Source organism: Ruegeria sp. YTSC199 (genome assembly GCF_059609725.1).
The window spans coordinates 64,200-83,646 of record NZ_JBXWMF010000010.1 but is presented as its reverse complement, the minus strand read 5'-3'; the positions used below and the strand labels follow the sequence as shown (position 1 = coordinate 83,646).

Sequence of the window (19,447 nt, the reverse complement as noted above, 5' to 3'; positions counted from 1 at the left end):
GACTGCAAAGGGATTAAACGGACACCTCGGCGTGAAACCTGGGCGTCTTGTGCCAATTTCCGATTCCGCGATTCGTGTCACGGCCCGAGACTCATACGGCCAATAGACATGGAAACGGAACCAGGGCTGGACGCGCCCTGCCCCTCCTGCGACACCGTGCTGAAGGTTCACGAGGTCCGGACTACCCATGTCGGCCTACGCCGCAATCCGGCACGTAGCGATCCAAACCCTGTCGCAGGCAGCGCAGTGGCCGTCCGACCCGCCTCTTTCCGTCGGAGGCTTTGGTTCCGTTTCCTGCGAAGCGCTCCGGCCCGACCGGGTTTACCATTATGCGCTGCAACAAATAGCAGCCAGTACCCCCTACAGACCGCTCGGGCCAGAGACGCTTCAGTTCACCTGACGTTCCAGAACGGTGCTGTAGGTCGTTCCGTTACGCAGGCTACGGAAATCCGCAAAAATCTTTCCGTATTCGTACCGGGCATCAATCAGCGCATTCGCGCCGATGATCAGAGGTGAGGTTTCGGTGATCCCGATGCTGCCGGACCCATCGAGGCTGATAGTGCCGGTGGCCTCATTCACATTCCATTCGGTGTCACCTTCGCGCCGCCACTTGCTGGGGCCCCAGAAGACGTTTTCCTCCTGGATCTGGATATCCAGCATCCACTCGGCTTGATTGAACCTGGGTTCTTCGCCGCGATGTGTATGAGACGGCGAGACAGTCGTATACGACCCCAGCCATGTACCGCGCAGGTCCGGCGCATCGGCCAAAGCGGCCGTTCCAAGGGTGAGGGTCGCGGCCAGAGCGGCTGCTCCGGCAGTCATATATCTGGTCATTGGCTCTCTCCTCCAAAACGGTGGCCGTCCCTGGCCTGCTGAACACATTGGAAGCGAGAGACCCGGTTACAACTTACCTAAGGGAAACTTCATCTGTGGTTCATTGATCCCTCAGATGTTTCCAGTGGACGGAGGCATGGCCCCCGTCTTAATTCATTGTAAGAGTTAACTTATTCAACCGTGATACTGCCATTGATCGTATTCACGAATTTCTTGGTATCGGGGTCGGTCAAAGAGGAAAAGCTTCCACCTCCGGTTGCGCTGGCCCAGTTGCCCGAACCGCCCGAAACCGTCCATTCACCGGTCAAGGCGCCGTCCTCACCGATCCCCGTGGCCGTCCAAGTCATAACCGCCTTTTCCCCTGCGGCAGTATCAAACACGCAATTCCCGGTGCCCGAGACCCCGGCCCCATTGATCAGCACCGCGCCAAAGCACGATCCACTCGCCCCTTCCAAAGGGTGCCCGGCGACGACCTCGAAACTGTCATAATCGGTCTGCGTTTTCACCACCGCGTGGCCGTCCGAGATGCCATAGACCTGGTTCGCATTCGTCCCCATGCCTTTGCTGGTGGCGTCATAGGTCTCGGCCATGGCCAGACCTGCAGACAGGACGAGGGTCAGAGCTGTGGTTGCGGTCGCAATTAAGAACTTGTGCATAATAACCTCTCATTTCTGAGGGTCAGGCGTTGCAAGCATGTAAAGAAAAAACCGCCTGAACGCGGCCCCCCGCGCGGAGGATAACACATTCCGATCTTTGCGTCTAAACCGGGCGTTCAGCTTTCGAGCTTGCGGGCCACCAGAAACGAGACCGGAAACGCCGCCACAAAACCAATGACCGCAGCGATCAGCAGGGTTGTCCACGATGCGTGGCCCATAACCAGAACCGCAATCACAGCGGACCCGGCAAGGGTGGAACCAAGGAAGATGTGAAGGATCAGCGTCAGGGGCGACATAGGGGCCTCATTTTTTTACCAGTGCGTTTCTGCGGACCCTAGAATCAGGGCCAGGAACGGTCCTTGATCTGGGTCAGAATACGCAGCGCACCAAGGCATATTAGCGGCCAATGATTAGCGAAAATGGGGGCAGCGACCGACCCCGGATGAAATGCAATCGCGCGGCCCAATTAGCGCGGCGCGATCAGGCCCATGCCAATGCCGTGCCAACCAGAACAAGCCCAATCCCTGCGGCTTCACGATAAGAGAAGTTTTCGCCGAACAGAAAGAATGAGGCGATGGCGATCAGAATGACTTCGGCCCCCAGAATGCCGGTATAGATGATCCCCAGCCGTTCCTCGCGCAACGCGGCGAGTTCCAGCGTGGCCCCAGCCAGCAGCGTTGCGACGATCAGCAGGCCAAGTCCTACGCCGGGAAGTTTCCACCAGAACTTCATCGCGATCATGGCCACGGAATAGAGACCCGCCGACCCGAGGGCGATAAGGGGAATCATGGATGTGGACATTTGGGCCTCCTGCAGAGGGTTCCGTTGGGTCAAGTGTAGCAGGAGGGTTCAGTTGGGGCTGTGAGGTGGGTCACAGTGGGGTGAGGCCCGTCTTGGGATCGGTCCAGTGGACCGCTTCAGGGCCGAACGGGCGGAGCCCTGGGGCGCAAACACGCTTGTAACGGTTGAATTGCAGAACGGAGGGCAGCGCCGCCCCATGGGGGCGGGTCGGCGCGGCCCGGCGGTGCCGCCGGGCGAGCGGGTTTAGTCACGGATCAAAAGACAATGCAGACAGTGTCGAACGATGGGTTTACCCCTGTCGTCTTGCAGCCCGCCGGGCTTCAGCGAGCTCCACTCTTTTTGGCTCCGTGTACAGTCTACGCATCAATTCAAAACAGAAATCGTGGAGATCGTCTGCATCTTCCTTCTCAAGTGTTCCATCATGCGCTCCGTCGTTTCCATCCTGCTGGAGACAGTCCGCTAATCCCTGCAGGTCGGGAGGTAATTGTTGGTTGTCGAATAACCATTGGATTCTCAAACCCAGACTGCGCCTAACTTTCGCCGGAGGCTCCCCATTGTCTGGCAATAATCCCTTCGTTGCCATGTCTAGGGCCAAGCGATACATGGCTGCGGCCGCATTCCAACATTCAGTTGCAAGACAAGCATTGCCTTCACGAATAACGTTTTCAATTTTTTCCGGAACGTGGTCGGGTGGAGCGGCTTGAATTCGGTCGCGAAGCGTCACATTCCGCTCAAATTCGACAATATCATTCAGAGACCCATTGTAGCTGCTCAGCGTGTTTAGAGATCCAACGTCCCCAAAGTAGCTGTTCAACGACCGGTCAGAGCTCAATCTTGAGACGATTTTCACGCTCATTTTGTGACAGGATCTACAAATTCCTGAGATTTCGGCAAATTGCTTCCAATTATATCGAATTCCAATCACAACACTTGAAAAAACATCGTGCGTTGAACGAACAGCGCCACATCGTGGGCAATCCACTACGAATTCAGACATCTATATACAGTTACCTTGCATCAATCGAGAAACTGGTTTCAGAAAATCTGGTTCCAATTTCCAAGCAAATCCTTCGTTCGAACTGGTAGCAAACTTAGCTGTCCATCTTCAAAGCAGAAATAAACGCCTCTTGCGGGATATCCACCTTCCCGAACTGGCGCATCTTCTTTTTCCCCGCCTTCTGCTTGTCCAGCAGTTTGCGTTTCCGCGTGGCGTCGCCTCCGTAGCACTTCGCGGTCACGTCCTTGCGCAGCGCCGAGAGGGTCTCGCGGGCGATGACCTTGCCTCCGATGGCGGCCTGGATCGGGATTTTGAACATGTGGCGCGGGATCAAATCTTTCAGCTTTTCGCACATCGCCCGGCCCCGCATCTCGGCCCGGTCGCGGTGAACCATGGTCGACAGTGCATCAACCGGTTCGTCATTCACCAGCACCGACATCTTGACCAGATTATCCTCGGTATAGCCGGTCATCTGGTAGTCGAACGAGGCATAGCCCTTGGTCACCGATTTCAGGCGGTCGTAGAAGTCAAAGACGACCTCGTTCAGCGGCAGGTCATAGACGACCATGGCGCGGCTGCCCGCATAGGTCAGGTCCATTTGGATGCCGCGGCGGTCCTGACACAGTTTCAGCACGTCGCCGAGGAATTCGTCGGGCACCAGAATGGTCGCCTTGATGCGCGGTTCCTCGATATGGTCGACCTTGGACGGGTCGGGCATGTCGGCGGGGTTGTGCAGCTCGATCATCTCACCGTCTTTCATGAAGACGTGATAGATCACCGACGGCGCGGTGGTGATGAGCTCGATATCATATTCGCGTTCGATACGGTCGCGGATGACCTCAAGGTGCAGAAGGCCCAGGAAGCCGCAGCGGAAGCCAAAGCCAAGCGCTGCCGAGGTTTCCATTTCGAACGAGAACGAGGCGTCGTTCAGGGCCAGCTTGTCGATCGCATCACGCAGGTCTTCGAATTCGGAACTGTCGACGGGGAAGAGGCCACAGAACACCACCGGCTGCGCGGGTTTGAAGCCGTCCAGCGCGATTTCAGTGCCGTTGCGGTCATTGGTGATGGTGTCGCCGACACGGGTGTCGCGGACCTGCTTGATCGAAGCGGTCAGGAAGCCGATCTCACCGGGGCCTAAGGAGTTAACCATTTCCATCTCAGGCCGGAAGACGCCGACGCGGTCGACATGGTGCAGGGTGTTGTTCGACATAAACTTGACCCGCATGCCCTTTTTCAGCGTGCCGTCCATGATGCGGACCAGAACGATGACGCCGAGATAGGCGTCGTACCAGGAATCCACCAGCATCGCCTTAAGCGGCGCGTCCAGATTGCCCTGCGGCGCGGGCAGTTGCTGAACGATGGCCTCAAGCGTTTCGTGGATGCCCTGCCCGGTCTTGGCGCTGACCTGAATGGCGTCGGTCGCGTCGATGCCAATCACATCCTCGATCTGTTCGGCCACGCGGTCACAGTCGGACGCGGGCAGGTCGATCTTGTTCAGCACCGGCACGATCTCGTGATCGGCGTCGATGGCCTGATAGACATTCGCCAACGTCTGCGCTTCAACACCTTGGGTCGAGTCCACGACCAGCAGCGAGCCTTCGACCGCGCGCATCGACCGGCTGACCTCATAGGCAAAGTCCACGTGGCCGGGGGTGTCGATCAGGTTCAGCACGTATGCTTCGCCATTGTCGGCGGTATAGTCGATGCGAACCGTGTTGGCCTTGATGGTGATGCCGCGTTCCCGCTCGATATCCATGCTGTCGAGCAGCTGTTCCTTCATGTCGCGATCCTTGACTGTTCCGGTCTCTTGGATGAGCCGGTCAGCAAGGGTGGATTTGCCATGGTCGATATGCGCGACGATGGAGAAATTGCGGATATGAGCGAGGTCTGTCATGGGTTGGGGATATGTCCGTAGATTGGCCCTTCGTCAAGCCGGGAAGCGCCCTGAAAAGACACTCAGAGCGCGATATTGACTGGCCGCGTTTACTGTAAATTGAGGTCCGCCGGTGATTTTGGTAGCAACGGATTAAAGCGCCGGTGAGAAAGCAGTTTAATACATGGCTGATTATTCCATATTTGTTCTGGGTGAAAGCCAGCTGACAATTTCCTTGGCGCAGGGCCTGGACGGCCTCAATCAGGGTGACGGCAGTCACCTGATTGGCCAGACCATTACGATCGACTCCCGCTCGGCCACCGAGGTGCTCATCCGCGATGGAGGCAACGATGCCGATTTTGCCGACAATGACGGCAATCAGCGACTGGATGGCGATCAGACGATTGACGGGACACTGTTTACCGACGGTACGCGGGTTGAGGCCGAATACGGCATAACGCTGACGGACGGGGTAAACACCTATCAGGCCGTTGCCTTCAACGTGAACAACTCTTCCCCGTCCTATGCGACGGTTGAAGGCATTGCCTTTATCGGCGGCCCGGGAGAGTTTCCCCCAGCCGGGGTTGAGCTGCAGGTTGTCAGTACGCAGGAGGGGCCCAGTTTTGCCGCGGTCGATTATGTCACGCCGATCTGCTACCGCCGCGGGACATTGATACGCACCGACCAAGGAAATACTCCTATCGAGACGGTGAAACCCGGCGACCTAGTCTGGACGCTGGATGACGGGTATACCCCCGTGCGCTGGGTCGGGTCGCGGAATGTGATCGCAACCGGGCGCTTCAGGATGGTCGAAATTCCCGCTGGCGTACTGTCCAACTTTGCCTCGCTTTTCGTGTCGCAACAACATCGGCTTCTGGTTACGCACCCTATTGCCGAGCTACATTTCGGTGTTTCCGAGGTTTTTGTCCCGGCCGTCTGCCTTGTGGACGTCGGTCTCGCCGAGCTATCAGCCGAAAAAACGGCCTGCTATCATCACCTTCTGCTGGATCAGCATTCGGTAATCAATGCCAATGGCACGGCTTCTGAAAGCCTGCTTGTTGCATCAAAGGGCGCATCGGATGACCCCGACGCCCTGTTCTTTTCCGATCTCGCCGAGCAAAACTCAGACGCAACGCAAACCGCAAGGTTAGCTCTGAGGCGCCGCGATGCCGCGTTTTTGATCCAGAAAATCTTGTCCATTGATCCAAGGGGACGTTTGATTCATAATCCCGCCCAGATCGAGAGGGGCGACAGATCCCTCCGGGCAGGCAAAAACGAGGCTCGAGCATGAAACAGTTCCTCTTAATCGCACTTTGTGCCACGTCAATCTCAGCGGCGGCCCCGCAAACCGCTGAGGCGGCGCAGATCAAACGGGCGTGTCTGGCGTCCGACCGAACGGCCGCAACGCGGGACCGGTGCAACTGCATCCAGCGCGTCGCGGATCAGGCGCTTACCCGCAGCGACCAGAAGACCGTCGCCAAGTGGTTCAACGATCCCCATCAGGCGCAAGAGCTGAAGATGTCAAAAACCGCGCGTGATGATGCGCTGTGGGATCGCTATCGGAGCTTCGGCCAGATGGCACAAGCCGTCTGCAACTAAGCTGATCAATCCTTGACCTGATCCGCACTGCGCCCCAGAAAAGGCGCAGCGAAAGGTATATCTGATGGTTATGAAAGGGCTGACCCTGCGCGGGCTCGAAGTGTTCGAGGCCCTGGCGCGTACGGGCTCGGTGGCGCAGGCCGCCGAGATCACGGGACTCAGTCAACCCTCGGTATCGCAACAGTTGCGCAATCTGGAAAACGCCCTGGGGACCGAGCTGGTCGATCACGGGCGCCGCCCGATGCGGTTGACGCAGGCGGGGCGTAGCTTTCTGGCCCGGACCGAGGCAGTGCTGGCCGAGTTGCAGATGGCCCAAAGCGAATTGACCGTGATGGATCTGGGCCATCTAACCACCCTGTCCATTGGGCTGATCGACGATTTCGACAATGACCTGACACCTCGGCTTGCGACCCTGCTTGCCGACAGCCTGACCCGTTCGAACTTCAAGCTGCTCACCCTGCCCAGTCTGGATTTGTTCGAAGAGCTAGAAGCCCAACGCCTGCATCTTATGGTATCGGCCCATTCCGGCGAGGTGCTGGAGGGCGTGGTCGAATACCCCTTGGTGCAGGACCCGTTCATCCTGGTGACGCCCAAAGGGGTTGAGAATGCCATTCAGGAACTTCCCTTCTTGCGCTATGCCCGCGATCAATTGATCAGCCGTCAGATCGAGGCACATCTGGCCCGGCAGCGGCTGGACTATGAAGAGCGGTTCGAAATCGGCTCACATCTGGCACTGATGGCGATGGTTGCGCGTGGGTTGGGATGGGCTATCACCACGCCTCTGGGCTACATGCGGGCAACCCGGTTTCACGATGCACTCGAAGCGCATCCCGCCCCGTTTGGGGATTTTGCACGCACGATTTCCCTGTTCACCCGTACCGGCTGGTCCGATCAGGTTCCACAAGAGGTTGCAGGCATGATGCGTCGTCTGATGCGCAACCAGATCGTCGATCCGGCGCTGGCGCAATTGCCGTGGCTTGCCGACCGCCTGAAGGTGATGGGCTAGGTCTGCAGATACGCGTCGAGCCCCGCCACGGCGGTCTCGATCAGGTCCAGCGCCTCTTCAAAATCCCGCGTATAGTACGGGTCGGGCACGTGGTCAGCTCCCGTATGTGGCGCGAAATCGGTTAGCAAGTGGACCGGGGTCTCATTCCCCGCAGGCCGCAAAGACTCGATGTTCCTGATATTCTCAGCGTCCATACCGATGACCAGATCGAACCAATCAAAATCCTCGATCCCGAATTGCCGCGCCCGCAAGTCGCTCAGTTCAATACCCCGCGCTCGCGCCGCCGTCTGCATCGGCCCATAGGGCGGGTCGCCGATATGCCAGCCCGAAGTCCCGGCACTGTCAGTCATGTATTGGGGAGCACGGGCGCGAAACGCACCTTCGGCAGCGGGAGGACGGCAGATATTGCCGAGACAGACAAAGAGGATACGGTGGGTCATGGGCCAAGGTGTAGCGCGTGAGGCAAAGATGGAAAAGATCGTCATTCTGACAGGGGCCGGAATCTCCGCCGAAAGCGGGTTGGGCACGTTCCGCGACGAAGGCGGCCTGTGGGCAAAGCACCGGATCGAGGATGTCGCCACACCCGAGGGCTTTGCCCGCGATCCCGCCCTGGTTCACGGCTTCTACAACGCCCGCCGGGTGCAGGCGGCCAAGGCCGTGCCTAACGCAGCGCATCAGGCGTTGGCCCGCCTGCAACAGGGCTTTCCCGGCGACGTGGTGATCGTCACTCAGAACGTCGATAGCCTACACGAGGCCGGCGGCGCCCGAAACGTGATCCACATGCATGGCACGCTGGCCGGGGCGCTGTGTGCAGCCTGTAATCACCGATGGTCCGCCCCGCCCGAGATGTCTGTAGGGGAGCCCTGCCCAGCCTGCAACTCCCCCTCGGCGCGACCGGATGTGGTCTGGTTTGGCGAGATGCCGTACCACATGGACGCAATCTACGACCATCTGGCCAACGCAACCTTGTTCGCGGCGATCGGCACCTCGGGTCAGGTCTACCCCGCGGCCGCCTTTGTGCACGAGGCCCGCATGTCCGGCGCGCGAACAATCGAATTGAACCTCGCCCCCTCAGATGGGGCATCCAGTTTTGATGAAGTCATCCTCGGCCCGGCGTCGGAAACAGTTCCGCACTGGGTGGACGCGCTACTTGCGCGGCCCTGATCGCATTTCCCACAGACACAAGCTGATATTATTGTTTATAGTGAAGGTCTAACAAGCCGGGAGAACATCATGACAGACCCCCGATCTCCACGCGAAGAGATCCTGGACGACAGCAGCCTGGACGGGCGTGATGCGCTGGGAGACCAGTTAGCGGGGCTGTGGTGGACATTCCTGCTGCGTGGGGTTTTGGCCGGAGCGCTGGGCATCGCGGCCCTGTTCTGGCCGACGGGCAGCATCTCGCTTTTGCTGCGGCTGGTCGGCCTGTTGCTGGTGTTCGACGGCGGTCTGACCCTGCTGGGATTCGGACGGCGCGGCCTGATCGGAGGCGCTGGCATCGGCGCCCTGTTGATCGGGTTGGTCTTACTGATCTGGCCCGAGGGCGTGGCCCGGCTGACCTTCTTCCTGCTGGGCGCATGGGCGCTGATCATGGGCGTTGGTTCTCTGATGGCCTGGCGACAGATGTCGGATCAACACCCCGATGCCGCTTCGGTCCGCAACTCGGGAATCGTGGCGCTGGTGATCGGGCTGGTGCTGATCTTCTGGCCCGGAAGCGGCATGGTGGCGCTGGGCTGGGCTATCGCGTTCGGGGCACTGGCCGTTTCGGCCGTGATGTTCTGGCTGACCGCCCGTTTCAAACGCGCCCATGATCGCGTGGCGATGCGGGTGGTCAATCGCTGAACTAATCGCCACAACGCATACAGGCCGGGCAAAGCCCGGCCTGACGTATGGATGACGGCTGCAACGCGGCTCGAAGACAGGCGTAACCTCAGTTCGAGTGCGACCCGTGACCGCCCTCGTCCTGACGTTCCAGATCGACGGGAACTTCGATCTCAACCTCGCCTGCTTTTTCAAAGATCAGGGTTACGGGAATCGTCGCGCCCTGCTCGAACGGAGCGGTCAGTCCCATAAACATCACATGGTCGCCGCCACGTTTCAGCATCTGGGTTTCGCCCGCAGGAATGGCAAAACCTTCTTCGACGTGCACCATCTTGGCCACACCGCTGTCATCAACCTGATGGGTATGCAGTTCGACCCGCGCCGCCACATCGGATTCCGCGCCGATCAACCGGTCGTCGGCTTCACCGGTGTTCTGGATCATCATGAAGGCCGCGCCAGCCTTGGCCGATTTACCTGACGACCGGGCATAGGCGTCATCGACCGAAATTGTATCTTGCGCAAAAGCCGTTGTGGCCAAGGTTGCAGCAGCCAAAGTGGCGAACAGTTTGGATTTGAGGGACATCGCGTCTCTCCTTACGTAGATATTTGATAGGAATGGAAAAATTTCTAGAACGGAACCGGCGGCGCACGCGCCGGTCTGTACGGTACCGGTAGTGCAATCAGGTTATCTGTCTTGTGCAAGGGCGCGGGCAGTGCTGCCACCGGTGCCACAGGTAATTCGGGCGCCGCGACCGCAATCGCACCCAAAAGGGTCAGTGCATAATCGGGGCAGAAATGCGGAGGCTGCGTCGGCTGGCCCTCGGCGTCCACATAGACCACCACCGGACCCGAGCCAGTGCACAGCACCACCTGCCCCACCACTCTATCCATTCCGCGCGATGCGGACACCCCCTGCCCCGTAAGAATAACGAGCAGTGACAGTGCCAAAGGCAGGAATCTGTTCAGAAGATGTTTCATTCTGCGCCCGATATAAGCCCGACGCAAAGCGGGCTTCAAGCGCAAACGGATGCGCCTGAAGCCCTCTAATTCAGATTACGTTTCAGCTATCCACGCCGGGACGTTTGACAGACCCTTTGGTCAGGCTCGTATGCAACCTGTTCACCTGTCGTTGCATCCGAAAGCATGTCCCAAACGTTTTGCCTAAAAAGGCCGCCAACAGGGAGAAATAATCAGATAATTTAAAAGACATGAGACTGAACTCCGCCAGATGAATATGACTAACCATAAGACGGGTAGAGCAATGTGTATGTGAACAATATCACCAAGGGAGGAATTTTAGTTCCAATTTAGGAACGGCCCGAGAAAGAAAAGACCCTGCACCTTGCGGTACAGGGCCGAATTCTTCGCAAGAAAAAAGGGCTTAGGCCGAGGCTTGTGCCTTGGCGATTTCCTTTTTCACTTTCAGCGCGTTTGCCGACAGTTCTTCGTCCTTGGCTTTGGCCAGGAACGCGTCCAGACCACCGCGGTGGTCAACCGAACGCAGAGCGGCAGCCGAGATGCGCAGCTTGACGCCACGACCCAGGGATTCGGACTGCAGGGTAACGTCGTTCAGGTTGGGCAGAAAACGACGACGAGTTCTGTTTTTGGCGTGGCTGACATTGTTGCCAGTCATCGGGCCTTTTCCGGTCAGTTCGCAACGGCGCGACATGGTTTCTTCCTTTGTTTCTGGAGGCCGGGCACTACACCCTCGGCCAAATCACAAGGGGCGCAACCCGAAGTCGCGCCCGAAAACTGGTTGGATGCGTGTAGTGGGAATCGCGGGAAGGGTCAAGACGGATCACGCGAATTCTTTAAGCCGACGTCACTGCCCGGGTAGGTTTGTGCCCGCAACAGCGGTTTGTTGTTTTTTCGGTGCCGTTCCAGCAGGCGCGCCTGCTGCCTTCCACGCGGAATAAACCGCGCGGGCCGTGGCGTTAGTCGCCTTTCGATCAGTTCAGGAAAAACCTCAAGAATCTCACGCCTTGCGTCCGCACCAATCGATTTCAGGGCCTCAGCCCCGGTGAACAGGCTTTCGGTCGGGGCGTTTTCGGCGAAGATCACCTGATGGCAGTCAAATAAAAGATGATAATACTCTACTACCGCAACGGTTTCATCGACGAAAATCCCCGGCAAAACGGTTAACTTGATCGCCGGGATCAGCACTTCGGATGTGCCAAACATGCGTTCTGCGATCTTTGACTGCACCAGCATCCTGTGCTGACGCGAAACCAGCAGGTCGCGCCGGGGCAGCCCGTTGCCCAGCGCCCCGGCCAAGATGCGAACCGGCCAAAGGCGCGGATTGTTCAGCAATGCAGCCCGGTCAAACCCACGACGGCCAATCCACCGGATGCTTTGCAGCCCGTGCTCCATGGTGGGGATCATATCCCCGATCCGCAGATTTTGAATCGGGCGCTCTCCGGTCTGCGTCAGTACAGCGGTGTCGCGGGTAAAGCAGGGAACCCCCGAGCCGTTTTCGAACGTCGAATACGTGACCGCGATCCCGGACGGCAGGGTAAATGTGCCACTGGACAACGAATAGCCGACACCATCCTCAACCGTGATGGTGCCGAAAACGCTGTCATTGATCACCGTCCCTACGGGCAGGTTCAGTGTATCCGTTCCGTTGCCACCGCGGATATCGCCGTCGACGGATGTGCTGCTGAAATTCAGGGTATCGTCACCGCCCCCCAGGCGAATGGAACCAACGGTCGAGCCGGTGATGTCAACGGTGTCGGCATCCGACCCCGATGCAACGCGGCCGCCAACGGTGCTGTTGGTAACGATTATGGTGTCGCTTCCGGCATTGCCGATCACGTTGTCGGCGATGACGCTGTTGGTGACGTTAATGTCGTCGTCACCACCCCGCCCCCGGATATTGTCAATAGGAGACCCCTGCGGGTTCCCGTTCAGGGTACCGCTATTGTTTGTGACGTCGATATCGTCGTCGCTATTTGTCCCATTTATGCGGGGCATTCGGACCAGTCCAGTACTTCGGGAGTGTCAGAATAACACTATTCTGCGCCACCGTCAGGTAACAACACAACTCTGGATGGAAGGTCCGCCGCGCCCCGGTCCGGAACAGTTGCTAACGCGAAATCAGTGACATCAGCATGGTTTCCGCAGCAGCTGAGGGGCTCAGCCCGCCCGCCCGCACCTGCGCGCCCAAGTTTTCCATATCAGCTCGCGCCTGCGCGGTAGACAGCTGCGCCAGAAGCGCAGCGCGCACCTCCTGCTCGAACCAATACTGCGCCTGCGCCGCCCTGTTCGCGTCCCAGTGGCCACTTTCCCGGCGCGACTCGGCGAGGGATTGCATCTCGGACCACGCATCCTCCAACCCGTGTTCTTCGACCGCCGAGACCGTCATCGCCTTGGGGAACCCTTCTGGGTCCTGCGGGCGTTTGCGCAGCAGGCGAAGAGCCCCAGCATAGTCGGCGCAGGTTCGGGTGGCGGTGGCCTTCAGGTCTCCATCCGCCTTGTTGACCAAGATCATGTCTGCCATCTCCATGATGCCGCGCTTGACGCCCTGCAGTTCGTCCCCGCCTGCAGGCGCCAACAGCAACAGGAACAGGTCCGACATTTCCGACACCACGGTTTCCGATTGGCCCACGCCCACGGTTTCAATCAGTACGACATCGAAGTCAGCCGCTTCGCACAGGGCAATCGCCTCACGCGTGCGGCGCGCAACACCGCCCAGATGCGACTGGCTGGGCGACGGGCGGATAAAGGCGTTTTTTTCACGGCTCAGACGTTCCATCCGGGTTTTATCACCCAAAATCGAGCCACCCGACCGGGCCGAGCTGGGATCGACCGCCAAAACCGCAACGCGTAGGCCCTGCCCGATCAGCATCATACCGAAACTTTCGATAAAGGTGGATTTACCCACCCCTGGCGTACCCGACAGACCAATGCGCAAAGATTGCCGTTGGAGCTTGGCTACATGGGCCAGCAACTCGGTCGCCTGTGCCCGGTGGTCATCGCGACCGCTTTCGACCAGAGTGATCGCCCGGGCCAGCGCGCGTCGTTCACCGTTCAAAATCTTGTCGCCCAGCTCAACAGTATTCATGCGCGTCCCTCTACCCGATTTTCGCCTTGATGGCGTAGCAGAACGGGGTTTGTCCAGTGCCAAGAACCATGAGAATTGACGCAGTGCGTCGGAACTGGACCTTGCCGGGCGGTTGGCGGATAAAGCCCACATGACACGCCTGCCCATCGACGATGCCATCCCCGACCTGCTTGCGGCTCTCAAGGCCTCGGGCCGCGCCGTTCTGCAGGCCCCTCCGGGTGCGGGCAAAACGACGCGGGTACCCTTGGCGATGCTCGAGGCGGGTTTGTGCGACGACAAGATCGTGATGCTGGAACCACGCAGGCTGGCCGCGCGCGCAGCCGCCGAACGTATGGCTGAAACGCTGGGCCAGCGCGCGGGTGAAACTGTCGGCTACCGCGTGCGTGGTGACGCCAAGGTGTCGAAATCAACGCGGATCGAGGTGGTCACCGAGGGTATCCTGACCCGAATGCTGCAATCCGATCCCGACCTGCCCGGCGTTAGTGCGGTGATCTTTGACGAATTCCATGAACGCTCTCTGAACGCCGATCTGGGGCTGGCCTTGTGCCTTGAGGTTACCGGCGCGCTGCGGGACGACCTGATCCTGTTGGCCATGTCGGCGACACTGGATGCTGAGCCCGTAGGGCGGCTGATGGAGGCCCCTCTGGTCACCTCCGAGGGGCGCAGCTATACGGTCGAATCCCGCTGGCTGGACCGGCCTTTGGCTCCGCAGGCAAGGCGATTGGACGCTCTGGTCGATCTTGTGATTCAGGCTGAAAGGGACACGCGCAAAGCCGGCGGCGGTGTTCTTGTCTTCCTACCCGGCGAGGGCGAAATCCGGCGCGCCGAGACCGCCTTGTCCGGACGTTTGCCTGGCGATTGCGTGGTACGTCTCTTGTTCGGAGCGATGCCCTTTTCCGCCCAACGAACCGCGATTGCGCCAGTTGACGAGGGGCGCAAAGTGGTGCTGGCCACGTCGATCGCCGAAACCTCGCTGACCATTCCCGACATCCGTGTGGTAGTCGACATGGGCCAAGCGCGGCGGGCGCGTTTCGATCCGGGCTCGGGCATGTCACGGCTGGTGACCGAGCGCGTGACGCGAGCCGAGGCCACCCAGCGCGCAGGCCGCGCCGGGCGCGTGGCCGAAGGGGTCTGCTATCGGTTGTGGTCCAAAGGAGAAGAAGGCGCTCTGGCCGCCTATCCCCCGGCCGAAATCGAGGCGGCCGACCTGACCGGGCTGGCCTTGGAACTGGCGCTATGGGGCGCGGGGCCGGGCGACCTGGCCTTCCTGACGTCGCCGCCTGAAGGCGCCATGGCCGAGGCCGAGGCCCTGCTGAACATGCTGGGCGCGCTGGATGCCAAGGGGCGGATCACCGATCACGGGCGCGCACTGGCCACGTTGCCTCTGCACCCGCGTTTGGGACATATGCTGGTTCGGGCTGGATCAGGCGCCGCACCTTTGGCCGCGCTGATGGCAGACCGCGATCCACTCAAAGGTGCCCCGGCGGATATGCTGCTGCGGTTGGAAGCATTGCGCGACATACGCGCGTTTCAACGTAACCGTGTCTGGACGGTGAACCCGGGTGCAGTGGATCGGATCAAGGCCGAAGCCAAACGGCTGCGCAAACAAGGCAACTCCTCCGACCTGAGTCCCGCATCCATGGCCGCGCTGGCCTATCCCGACCGAATCGGACAACGCCGCAAGGGCGATGTGCCGCGCTATGTCCTGTCGGGCGGAAAAGGGGTTGTGCTGGACAGTAGCGACACACTAGCCGCCGCGCCCTATCTCGTGGTCACGGATACCGGCGGCAACCCGCGTGAGGCACGCGTGCGCATGGCGGCCCAGATCTCGGAACGGGAAATCCGCGATATGTTTGCGGATCAGATCGAATGGATCGACAGCTGCGAATGGTCAAAGCGCCACCGTCGGGTAGTGGCGCGCCAACAAGAGCGATTCGGCGCAATCACTCTGAACGACCGCATCTGGAAGGACGTGCCTGACGATGTGGTGGCACATGCAATGCTGAACGGTGTGCGCGATCTTGGCCTGCGACTTGACGGCGCCGCGGCGCGGCTCGCTGCACGGGTGGAACTGGTGCGGGCTGAGGGTGCGGACCTGCCCGATTTCACCGTCGAGGGACTTACCGATACCCTTGAAGACTGGCTGTTGCCGATGCTCTCGGGTGTGCGCAACGTCGACGAGTGGAAACGGTTTGACCTGCTGCCCGCCCTGTGCACCCGACTGGACTGGAACCAGACGCAAGAGCTGGACCGCCGCGCGCCGGGCTCGTTTGAAACACCACTGGGGCGTAAGGTACCGATTGATTACGGGGGCGCGGTGCCCGAGATTTCGGTCCGCCTGCAAGAATTGTTCGGTGTAACCCGCCATCCCGTAGTGGGCGGCGAGGCGCTGAAGATCACCCTGCTGTCTCCGGCGCAACGCCCGATCCAGATCACTCGGGACCTGCCGGGTTTCTGGGCCGGGTCATATGCGGACGTTCGCAAGGATATGCGCGCGCAATACCCCAAACATCCCTGGCCCGAAGACCCAACCCAAGCCGACCCCACCCTGCGCGCCAACCGAAGGAGACAAAACCGCGATTGACCTTTTGTTCAGGTTTTCAACGAGATATCTGGGCAGGCAACGAAGGCGCACTAACTTACAAAAAAGGCTCATTGAAGATGCAGCTTTGTGTTGCTATATCTCTGCGGCTTAACGGTAACGCGCGTGCAATTGATCAGTTTATGACAAAATGGTTGCGAAACATCTGGGATGAGGTCGCACGACCCATATTCTTGCGCCCCAAGCGGGTGCAGGTTGCTGCGCTGTGCACCCGGGAACGCGAGGCCGGGCCAGAGGTTTTGCTGATCACCAGCCGAGATACCGGACGCTGGATCATCCCCAAGGGCTGGCCGATTGATGGCAAGGATGGTGCGGAAACCGCCCTGCAGGAAGCCTGGGAAGAGGCTGGCGTGCGCGCGCTCATCCCTGCCAAAGAGCCGATAGGCCATTTTACCTACGAGAAAATCCTGAAAGATGGGTCGGCCCTTCCAGTGTTGACCAGTGTCTACCGGATCGAGGTTCTGAATCTTGCGAATGCGTTTCCAGAAGCAGATGAACGCAAGCGGGCTTGGGTTGCTCCTGCGACAGCGGCTGAGCGTGTAAATGAGCCGGAACTGCGCGACATACTGCTCCAACTGTAACAGTTTCGCAAAAAATTGAAGACAAAGCGGTTGCTCACGCTCGTGAAACCGTCTAGCCGCGTTCGGCAACGCAAATAAGCCGCGAAATCCCATGTCGAACATGACTACAAAACCCCGTTGGCAGGCGCTGGACAGCGACCTGCACCGCATCTCGCGTGTCGAAAGTGCGAGTGTCCATGTTGCGCGCCCGATGATGGCACCCGGCATCGCACTGGCCTTTATCGCATTGGCCGGTCTGTCGGCTGCAGTGTTTTTCGGACAGGCCGATGGCGGTTTGATCGTAGTCGCCGCAGCGGTTTTCGGGGCTTACATGGCGGTCAATATCGGTGCCAACGATGTGGCCAACAACATGGGGCCTGCGGTTGGCGCAAATGCTCTGACCATGGGCGGTGCGATCGTTATCGCGGCCATCGCGGAAAGCGCGGGCGCGTTACTGGCTGGCGGAGATGTGGTTTCGACCATTTCAAAGGGAATCATCGACCCGGCCTCGGTCCAGAACAGCAGTGTATTCATCTGGGCAATGATGGCCGCGCTGATATCTTCGGCAATGTGGGTCAATCTTGCCACCTGGGTCGGTGCACCGGTTTCGACCACGCATTCGGTCGTTGGGGGCGTGATGGGCGCAGGCATTGCTGCAGCAGGTCTGAGCGCTGTCAGCTGGGGCACGATGAGCGCCATCGCCGCAAGCTGGGTGATCTCACCGGTTCTGGGCGGGGTGATTGCAGCGTGCTTTCTGGCGTTGATCAAGACCAAGATCCAATATCAAGACGACAAGATTGCCGCCGCTCGGCGATGGGTTCCAATCCTTGTCGCCGTCATGGCGGCAGCATTTGCCACCTATCTGGCCGTCAAAGGGCTGAAGCGGATCGTGAAGATCGAGCTGGAGATGGCCCTGCTGATTGGTCTGGCCTCGGGCCTGCTGGCCTGGTCGGTTACGGTGCCATGGGTACGGCGCAAGTCCGAAGGGATGGAAAACCGCACCAAGTCTCTGAAAACACTGTTTGGCCTGCCGCTAGTGATCTCGGCCGCATTCCTCAGCTTCGCGCATGGCGCCAATGACGTTGCCAATGCTGTTGGCCCTCTGGCGGCCATCGTACACGCGGCTGAGTTTGGCGATTTCGCCTCGAAAGTGGCAATCCCAAGCTGGGTCATGGTGATCGGTGCCTTTGGGATTTCGTTCGGTCTGTTCCTGTTCGGCCCCAAACTGATCCGGATGGTGGGCAGCCAGATCACCAAACTGAACCCGATGCGCGCCTTCTGTGTGGCGCTGTCGGCTGCAATCACGGTGATCGTGGCCAGTTGGCTGGGACTGCCGGTCAGTTCCACCCACATCGCCGTGGGTGCGGTGTTCGGAGTTGGATTCTACCGCGAATGGCACTCGGATCGCCGCTGGAAGCAAACGAACCGCCAGCGCCCCGCCGAACAGCGTCTGGCCCGCGAAGAGCGTCAGCGCCGCAAGCTTGTGCGTCGCTCGCATTTCATGACGATTGTGGCGGCCTGGGTCATTACCGTACCCGCGGCTGCGACGATGTCAGCGGCGACATTCGTGTTTCTGACGGCCTTTACCTGACCCGGCTAGAGCGAGATCTGGCCCGGCAACAGTGCGGTTTCGGGCGCCTGTTCGATCAACGCCCGCACTTTGGCACAGATCGGGGTCGCCACACCAAACTGCGCGCCAAGGCGAATGATCTCACCTTGCAGGCTGTCAATCTCAGTCGAGCGCCTTGCCATCAGGTCATATGACATCGAGGTTCGCGCGCTGGGATCGATGGTCAGCATCCGCGCCGCTATCCGCGAGAAAACCGGCGTCGGCAGCCGCAGGATATGCGGTGTTACCCACGCAGGCAGCGGTGTGGTCGAAGCCACCGGGTGATCTGCTGCCTTGAGAACCGCCAGAGCTTCGACCATCTGATCCGCCATCAGCCGCCGCCAGTTGCGGTCCAATAGTTGCTCTTTCAACGTCAGGCCCGACAGCGCGTTCAACGCATTGTTGAGATTGATCACCAGCTTGCCCCATTGTACCGCGTCGATGCTGTCGCTCTCGACGACCGGCAGATCGGGGTTTCCGAGCCTTTTGCCCAGCGCAGCGGGACCGCTTTGAATGACAATCTCGCCCGAGGTCGCACGGTGAAAACAAGACGGGTCGGTCGGCACTACGTTAAATGGCACCATCCCGGCCCTAACGTCGTGTTCCGGTAGGGCCGCACGCAGAATACGGGCGTTGTCCATCCCGTTCTGCCAAGACAGGACCGGGGTGTCTAACGGTGTATATTGGGCAATCCGGGCGGCAATTTCAGCCGTCGCGCCAGTCTTGACTGTCACAATCGCGGCTTCTGCGTTGGTCAGACAGCTTGGGTCCTCGGTTAAGGTCAACAACCGCGCGGGCACGTGACGGTTCAGGCCCGAGTAGTCCGTGACCGTTAGCCCCTTGTCGCGGATCGGGTCCAAAATGCGCGACCGGCCCAGCAGGGTTACGCCATGGCCCGCATTGGCCAGTAAGGCCCCACAAAAGCACCCGATACTACCTGCGCCTGCGATCACGATCTTCATGAAGCCCCTCCCCGGCGCGAAGGATCGCCGGGATCAGCGCCTCAGGCAAGGCCCCATGACGCTT

Annotated in this window: 22 protein-coding genes; 9 read left to right on the top strand and 13 right to left on the bottom strand. The window is 59.6% G+C overall.

The genetic code is table 11. The features are described from left to right. Nucleotides 1–387: 387 nt before the first annotated feature. The 4 genes from AC2FEE_RS11610 to AC2FEE_RS11595 form a co-directional block, all read right to left on the bottom strand. Nucleotides 388–834 (bottom strand): hypothetical protein, encoded by a 447-nt coding sequence (locus AC2FEE_RS11610; RefSeq protein ID WP_496865349.1) that lies wholly within the window; start codon nucleotides 832–834, stop codon nucleotides 388–390. Between the two features lie 170 nt (nucleotides 835–1,004). Then, entirely contained in the window at nucleotides 1,005–1,490 is a 486-nt protein-coding gene (locus AC2FEE_RS11605) for a hypothetical protein (protein WP_496865347.1), read from the bottom strand. Nucleotides 1,491–1,606: 116 nt separating this feature from the next. Further along, nucleotides 1,607–1,786: a CTP synthetase gene (locus tag AC2FEE_RS11600; protein WP_496865346.1), complete on the bottom strand. Its 180-nt coding sequence runs from the start codon at nucleotides 1,784–1,786 to the stop codon at nucleotides 1,607–1,609. Nucleotides 1,787–1,970: 184 nt separating this feature from the next. Beyond that, the gene (locus tag AC2FEE_RS11595) at nucleotides 1,971–2,291 is read right to left on the bottom strand and encodes a hypothetical protein (RefSeq protein WP_496865344.1); all 321 of its coding nucleotides are present in this window, start codon (nucleotides 2,289–2,291) and stop codon (nucleotides 1,971–1,973) included. 106 nt (nucleotides 2,292–2,397) lie between these two features. On the opposite strand from AC2FEE_RS11595, the gene AC2FEE_RS11590 reads away from it, so the two are divergent. Further along, entirely contained in the window at nucleotides 2,398–2,538 is a 141-nt protein-coding gene (locus AC2FEE_RS11590; RefSeq protein WP_496865342.1) for a hypothetical protein, read from the top strand. A gap of 42 nt (nucleotides 2,539–2,580) precedes the next feature. Here the strand turns inward: AC2FEE_RS11590 and AC2FEE_RS11585 are convergent, their stop codons facing one another. Both AC2FEE_RS11585 and lepA read right to left on the bottom strand, forming a co-directional pair. After that, complete coding sequence (locus tag AC2FEE_RS11585) at nucleotides 2,581–3,147, bottom strand: DUF4145 domain-containing protein (protein WP_496865340.1); 567 nt, start codon at nucleotides 3,145–3,147, stop codon at nucleotides 2,581–2,583. A gap of 235 nt (nucleotides 3,148–3,382) precedes the next feature. Further along, complete coding sequence (lepA, locus tag AC2FEE_RS11580; protein ID WP_496865338.1) at nucleotides 3,383–5,182, bottom strand: translation elongation factor 4; 1,800 nt, start codon at nucleotides 5,180–5,182, stop codon at nucleotides 3,383–3,385. Nucleotides 5,183–5,345: 163 nt separating this feature from the next. Between lepA and AC2FEE_RS11575 the strand changes: the two genes are divergently transcribed. The 3 genes from AC2FEE_RS11575 to AC2FEE_RS11565 all read left to right on the top strand — a co-directional run bounded on the left by AC2FEE_RS11575 (nucleotide 5,346) and on the right by AC2FEE_RS11565 (nucleotide 7,766). Further along, a complete protein-coding gene (locus AC2FEE_RS11575; protein ID WP_496865336.1) occupies nucleotides 5,346–6,452 on the top strand; it encodes a Hint domain-containing protein in 1,107 nt (368 codons plus the stop codon). Further along, nucleotides 6,449–6,760, top strand: a complete 312-nt coding sequence (locus AC2FEE_RS11570) for a hypothetical protein (RefSeq protein WP_496865334.1) — start codon at nucleotides 6,449–6,451, stop codon at nucleotides 6,758–6,760. The genes AC2FEE_RS11575 and AC2FEE_RS11570 overlap by 4 nt, the downstream gene beginning before the upstream one ends. A 64-nt stretch (nucleotides 6,761–6,824) precedes the next feature. Beyond that, a complete protein-coding gene (locus AC2FEE_RS11565; protein WP_496865332.1) occupies nucleotides 6,825–7,766 on the top strand; it encodes a LysR family transcriptional regulator in 942 nt (313 codons plus the stop codon). Here AC2FEE_RS11565 and AC2FEE_RS11560 read toward each other — a convergent pair. Beyond that, entirely contained in the window at nucleotides 7,763–8,206 is a 444-nt protein-coding gene (locus tag AC2FEE_RS11560; protein ID WP_496865330.1) for a low molecular weight protein-tyrosine-phosphatase, read from the bottom strand. The two genes, AC2FEE_RS11565 and AC2FEE_RS11560, sit on opposite strands and share 4 nt — an antisense overlap. 28 nt (nucleotides 8,207–8,234) lie before the next feature. On the opposite strand from AC2FEE_RS11560, the gene AC2FEE_RS11555 reads away from it, so the two are divergent. Together AC2FEE_RS11555 and AC2FEE_RS11550 are read left to right on the top strand one after the other, a co-directional pair. Then, entirely contained in the window at nucleotides 8,235–8,930 is a 696-nt protein-coding gene (locus AC2FEE_RS11555) for an NAD-dependent deacylase (RefSeq protein ID WP_496865501.1), read from the top strand. A 69-nt stretch (nucleotides 8,931–8,999) separates the two neighbouring features. Next, on the top strand, nucleotides 9,000–9,608 hold the full coding sequence (locus AC2FEE_RS11550; protein ID WP_496865328.1) for an HdeD family acid-resistance protein: 609 nt from the start codon (nucleotides 9,000–9,002) through the stop codon (nucleotides 9,606–9,608). 88 nt (nucleotides 9,609–9,696) lie between these two features. Here AC2FEE_RS11550 and AC2FEE_RS11545 read toward each other — a convergent pair whose 3' ends face one another. The 5 genes from AC2FEE_RS11545 to meaB all read right to left on the bottom strand — a co-directional run bounded on the left by AC2FEE_RS11545 (nucleotide 9,697) and on the right by meaB (nucleotide 13,650). After that, the gene (locus tag AC2FEE_RS11545; RefSeq protein ID WP_496865326.1) at nucleotides 9,697–10,170 is read right to left on the bottom strand and encodes a copper chaperone PCu(A)C; all 474 of its coding nucleotides are present in this window, start codon (nucleotides 10,168–10,170) and stop codon (nucleotides 9,697–9,699) included. Between the two features lie 44 nt (nucleotides 10,171–10,214). Then, nucleotides 10,215–10,565, bottom strand: coding sequence for a hypothetical protein (locus AC2FEE_RS11540; RefSeq protein WP_496865324.1), 351 nt, complete (start codon nucleotides 10,563–10,565; stop codon nucleotides 10,215–10,217). Between the two features lie 403 nt (nucleotides 10,566–10,968). Then, nucleotides 10,969–11,256 (bottom strand): 50S ribosomal protein L28, encoded by a 288-nt coding sequence (rpmB, locus tag AC2FEE_RS11535; protein ID WP_496865322.1) that lies wholly within the window; start codon nucleotides 11,254–11,256, stop codon nucleotides 10,969–10,971. Nucleotides 11,257–11,375: 119 nt separating this feature from the next. Next, nucleotides 11,376–12,560: a Hint domain-containing protein gene (locus AC2FEE_RS11530; protein WP_496865320.1), complete on the bottom strand. Its 1,185-nt coding sequence runs from the start codon at nucleotides 12,558–12,560 to the stop codon at nucleotides 11,376–11,378. 112 nt (nucleotides 12,561–12,672) lie between these two features. Then, nucleotides 12,673–13,650: a methylmalonyl Co-A mutase-associated GTPase MeaB gene (meaB, locus tag AC2FEE_RS11525; protein WP_496865318.1), complete on the bottom strand. Its 978-nt coding sequence runs from the start codon at nucleotides 13,648–13,650 to the stop codon at nucleotides 12,673–12,675. A gap of 130 nt (nucleotides 13,651–13,780) precedes the next feature. On the opposite strand from meaB, the gene hrpB reads away from it, so the two are divergent. The 3 genes from hrpB (at nucleotide 13,781) to AC2FEE_RS11510 (ending at nucleotide 18,403) form a co-directional block, all read left to right on the top strand. Then, on the top strand, nucleotides 13,781–16,234 hold the full coding sequence (gene hrpB, locus AC2FEE_RS11520) for an ATP-dependent helicase HrpB (protein ID WP_496865316.1): 2,454 nt from the start codon (nucleotides 13,781–13,783) through the stop codon (nucleotides 16,232–16,234). Between the two features lie 140 nt (nucleotides 16,235–16,374). Then, entirely contained in the window at nucleotides 16,375–16,833 is a 459-nt protein-coding gene (locus tag AC2FEE_RS11515; RefSeq protein ID WP_496865314.1) for an NUDIX hydrolase, read from the top strand. Between the two features lie 91 nt (nucleotides 16,834–16,924). Then, nucleotides 16,925–18,403 carry an inorganic phosphate transporter gene (locus AC2FEE_RS11510; RefSeq protein ID WP_496865313.1) on the top strand — a complete coding sequence of 493 codons (1,479 nt, stop codon included), beginning with the start codon at nucleotides 16,925–16,927 and terminating at the stop codon, nucleotides 18,401–18,403. Between the two features lie 5 nt (nucleotides 18,404–18,408). Here AC2FEE_RS11510 and AC2FEE_RS11505 read toward each other — a convergent pair whose 3' ends face one another. After that, the gene (locus AC2FEE_RS11505) at nucleotides 18,409–19,383 is read right to left on the bottom strand and encodes a 2-dehydropantoate 2-reductase (RefSeq protein WP_496865311.1); all 975 of its coding nucleotides are present in this window, start codon (nucleotides 19,381–19,383) and stop codon (nucleotides 18,409–18,411) included. Nucleotides 19,384–19,447 lie beyond the last annotated feature (64 nt).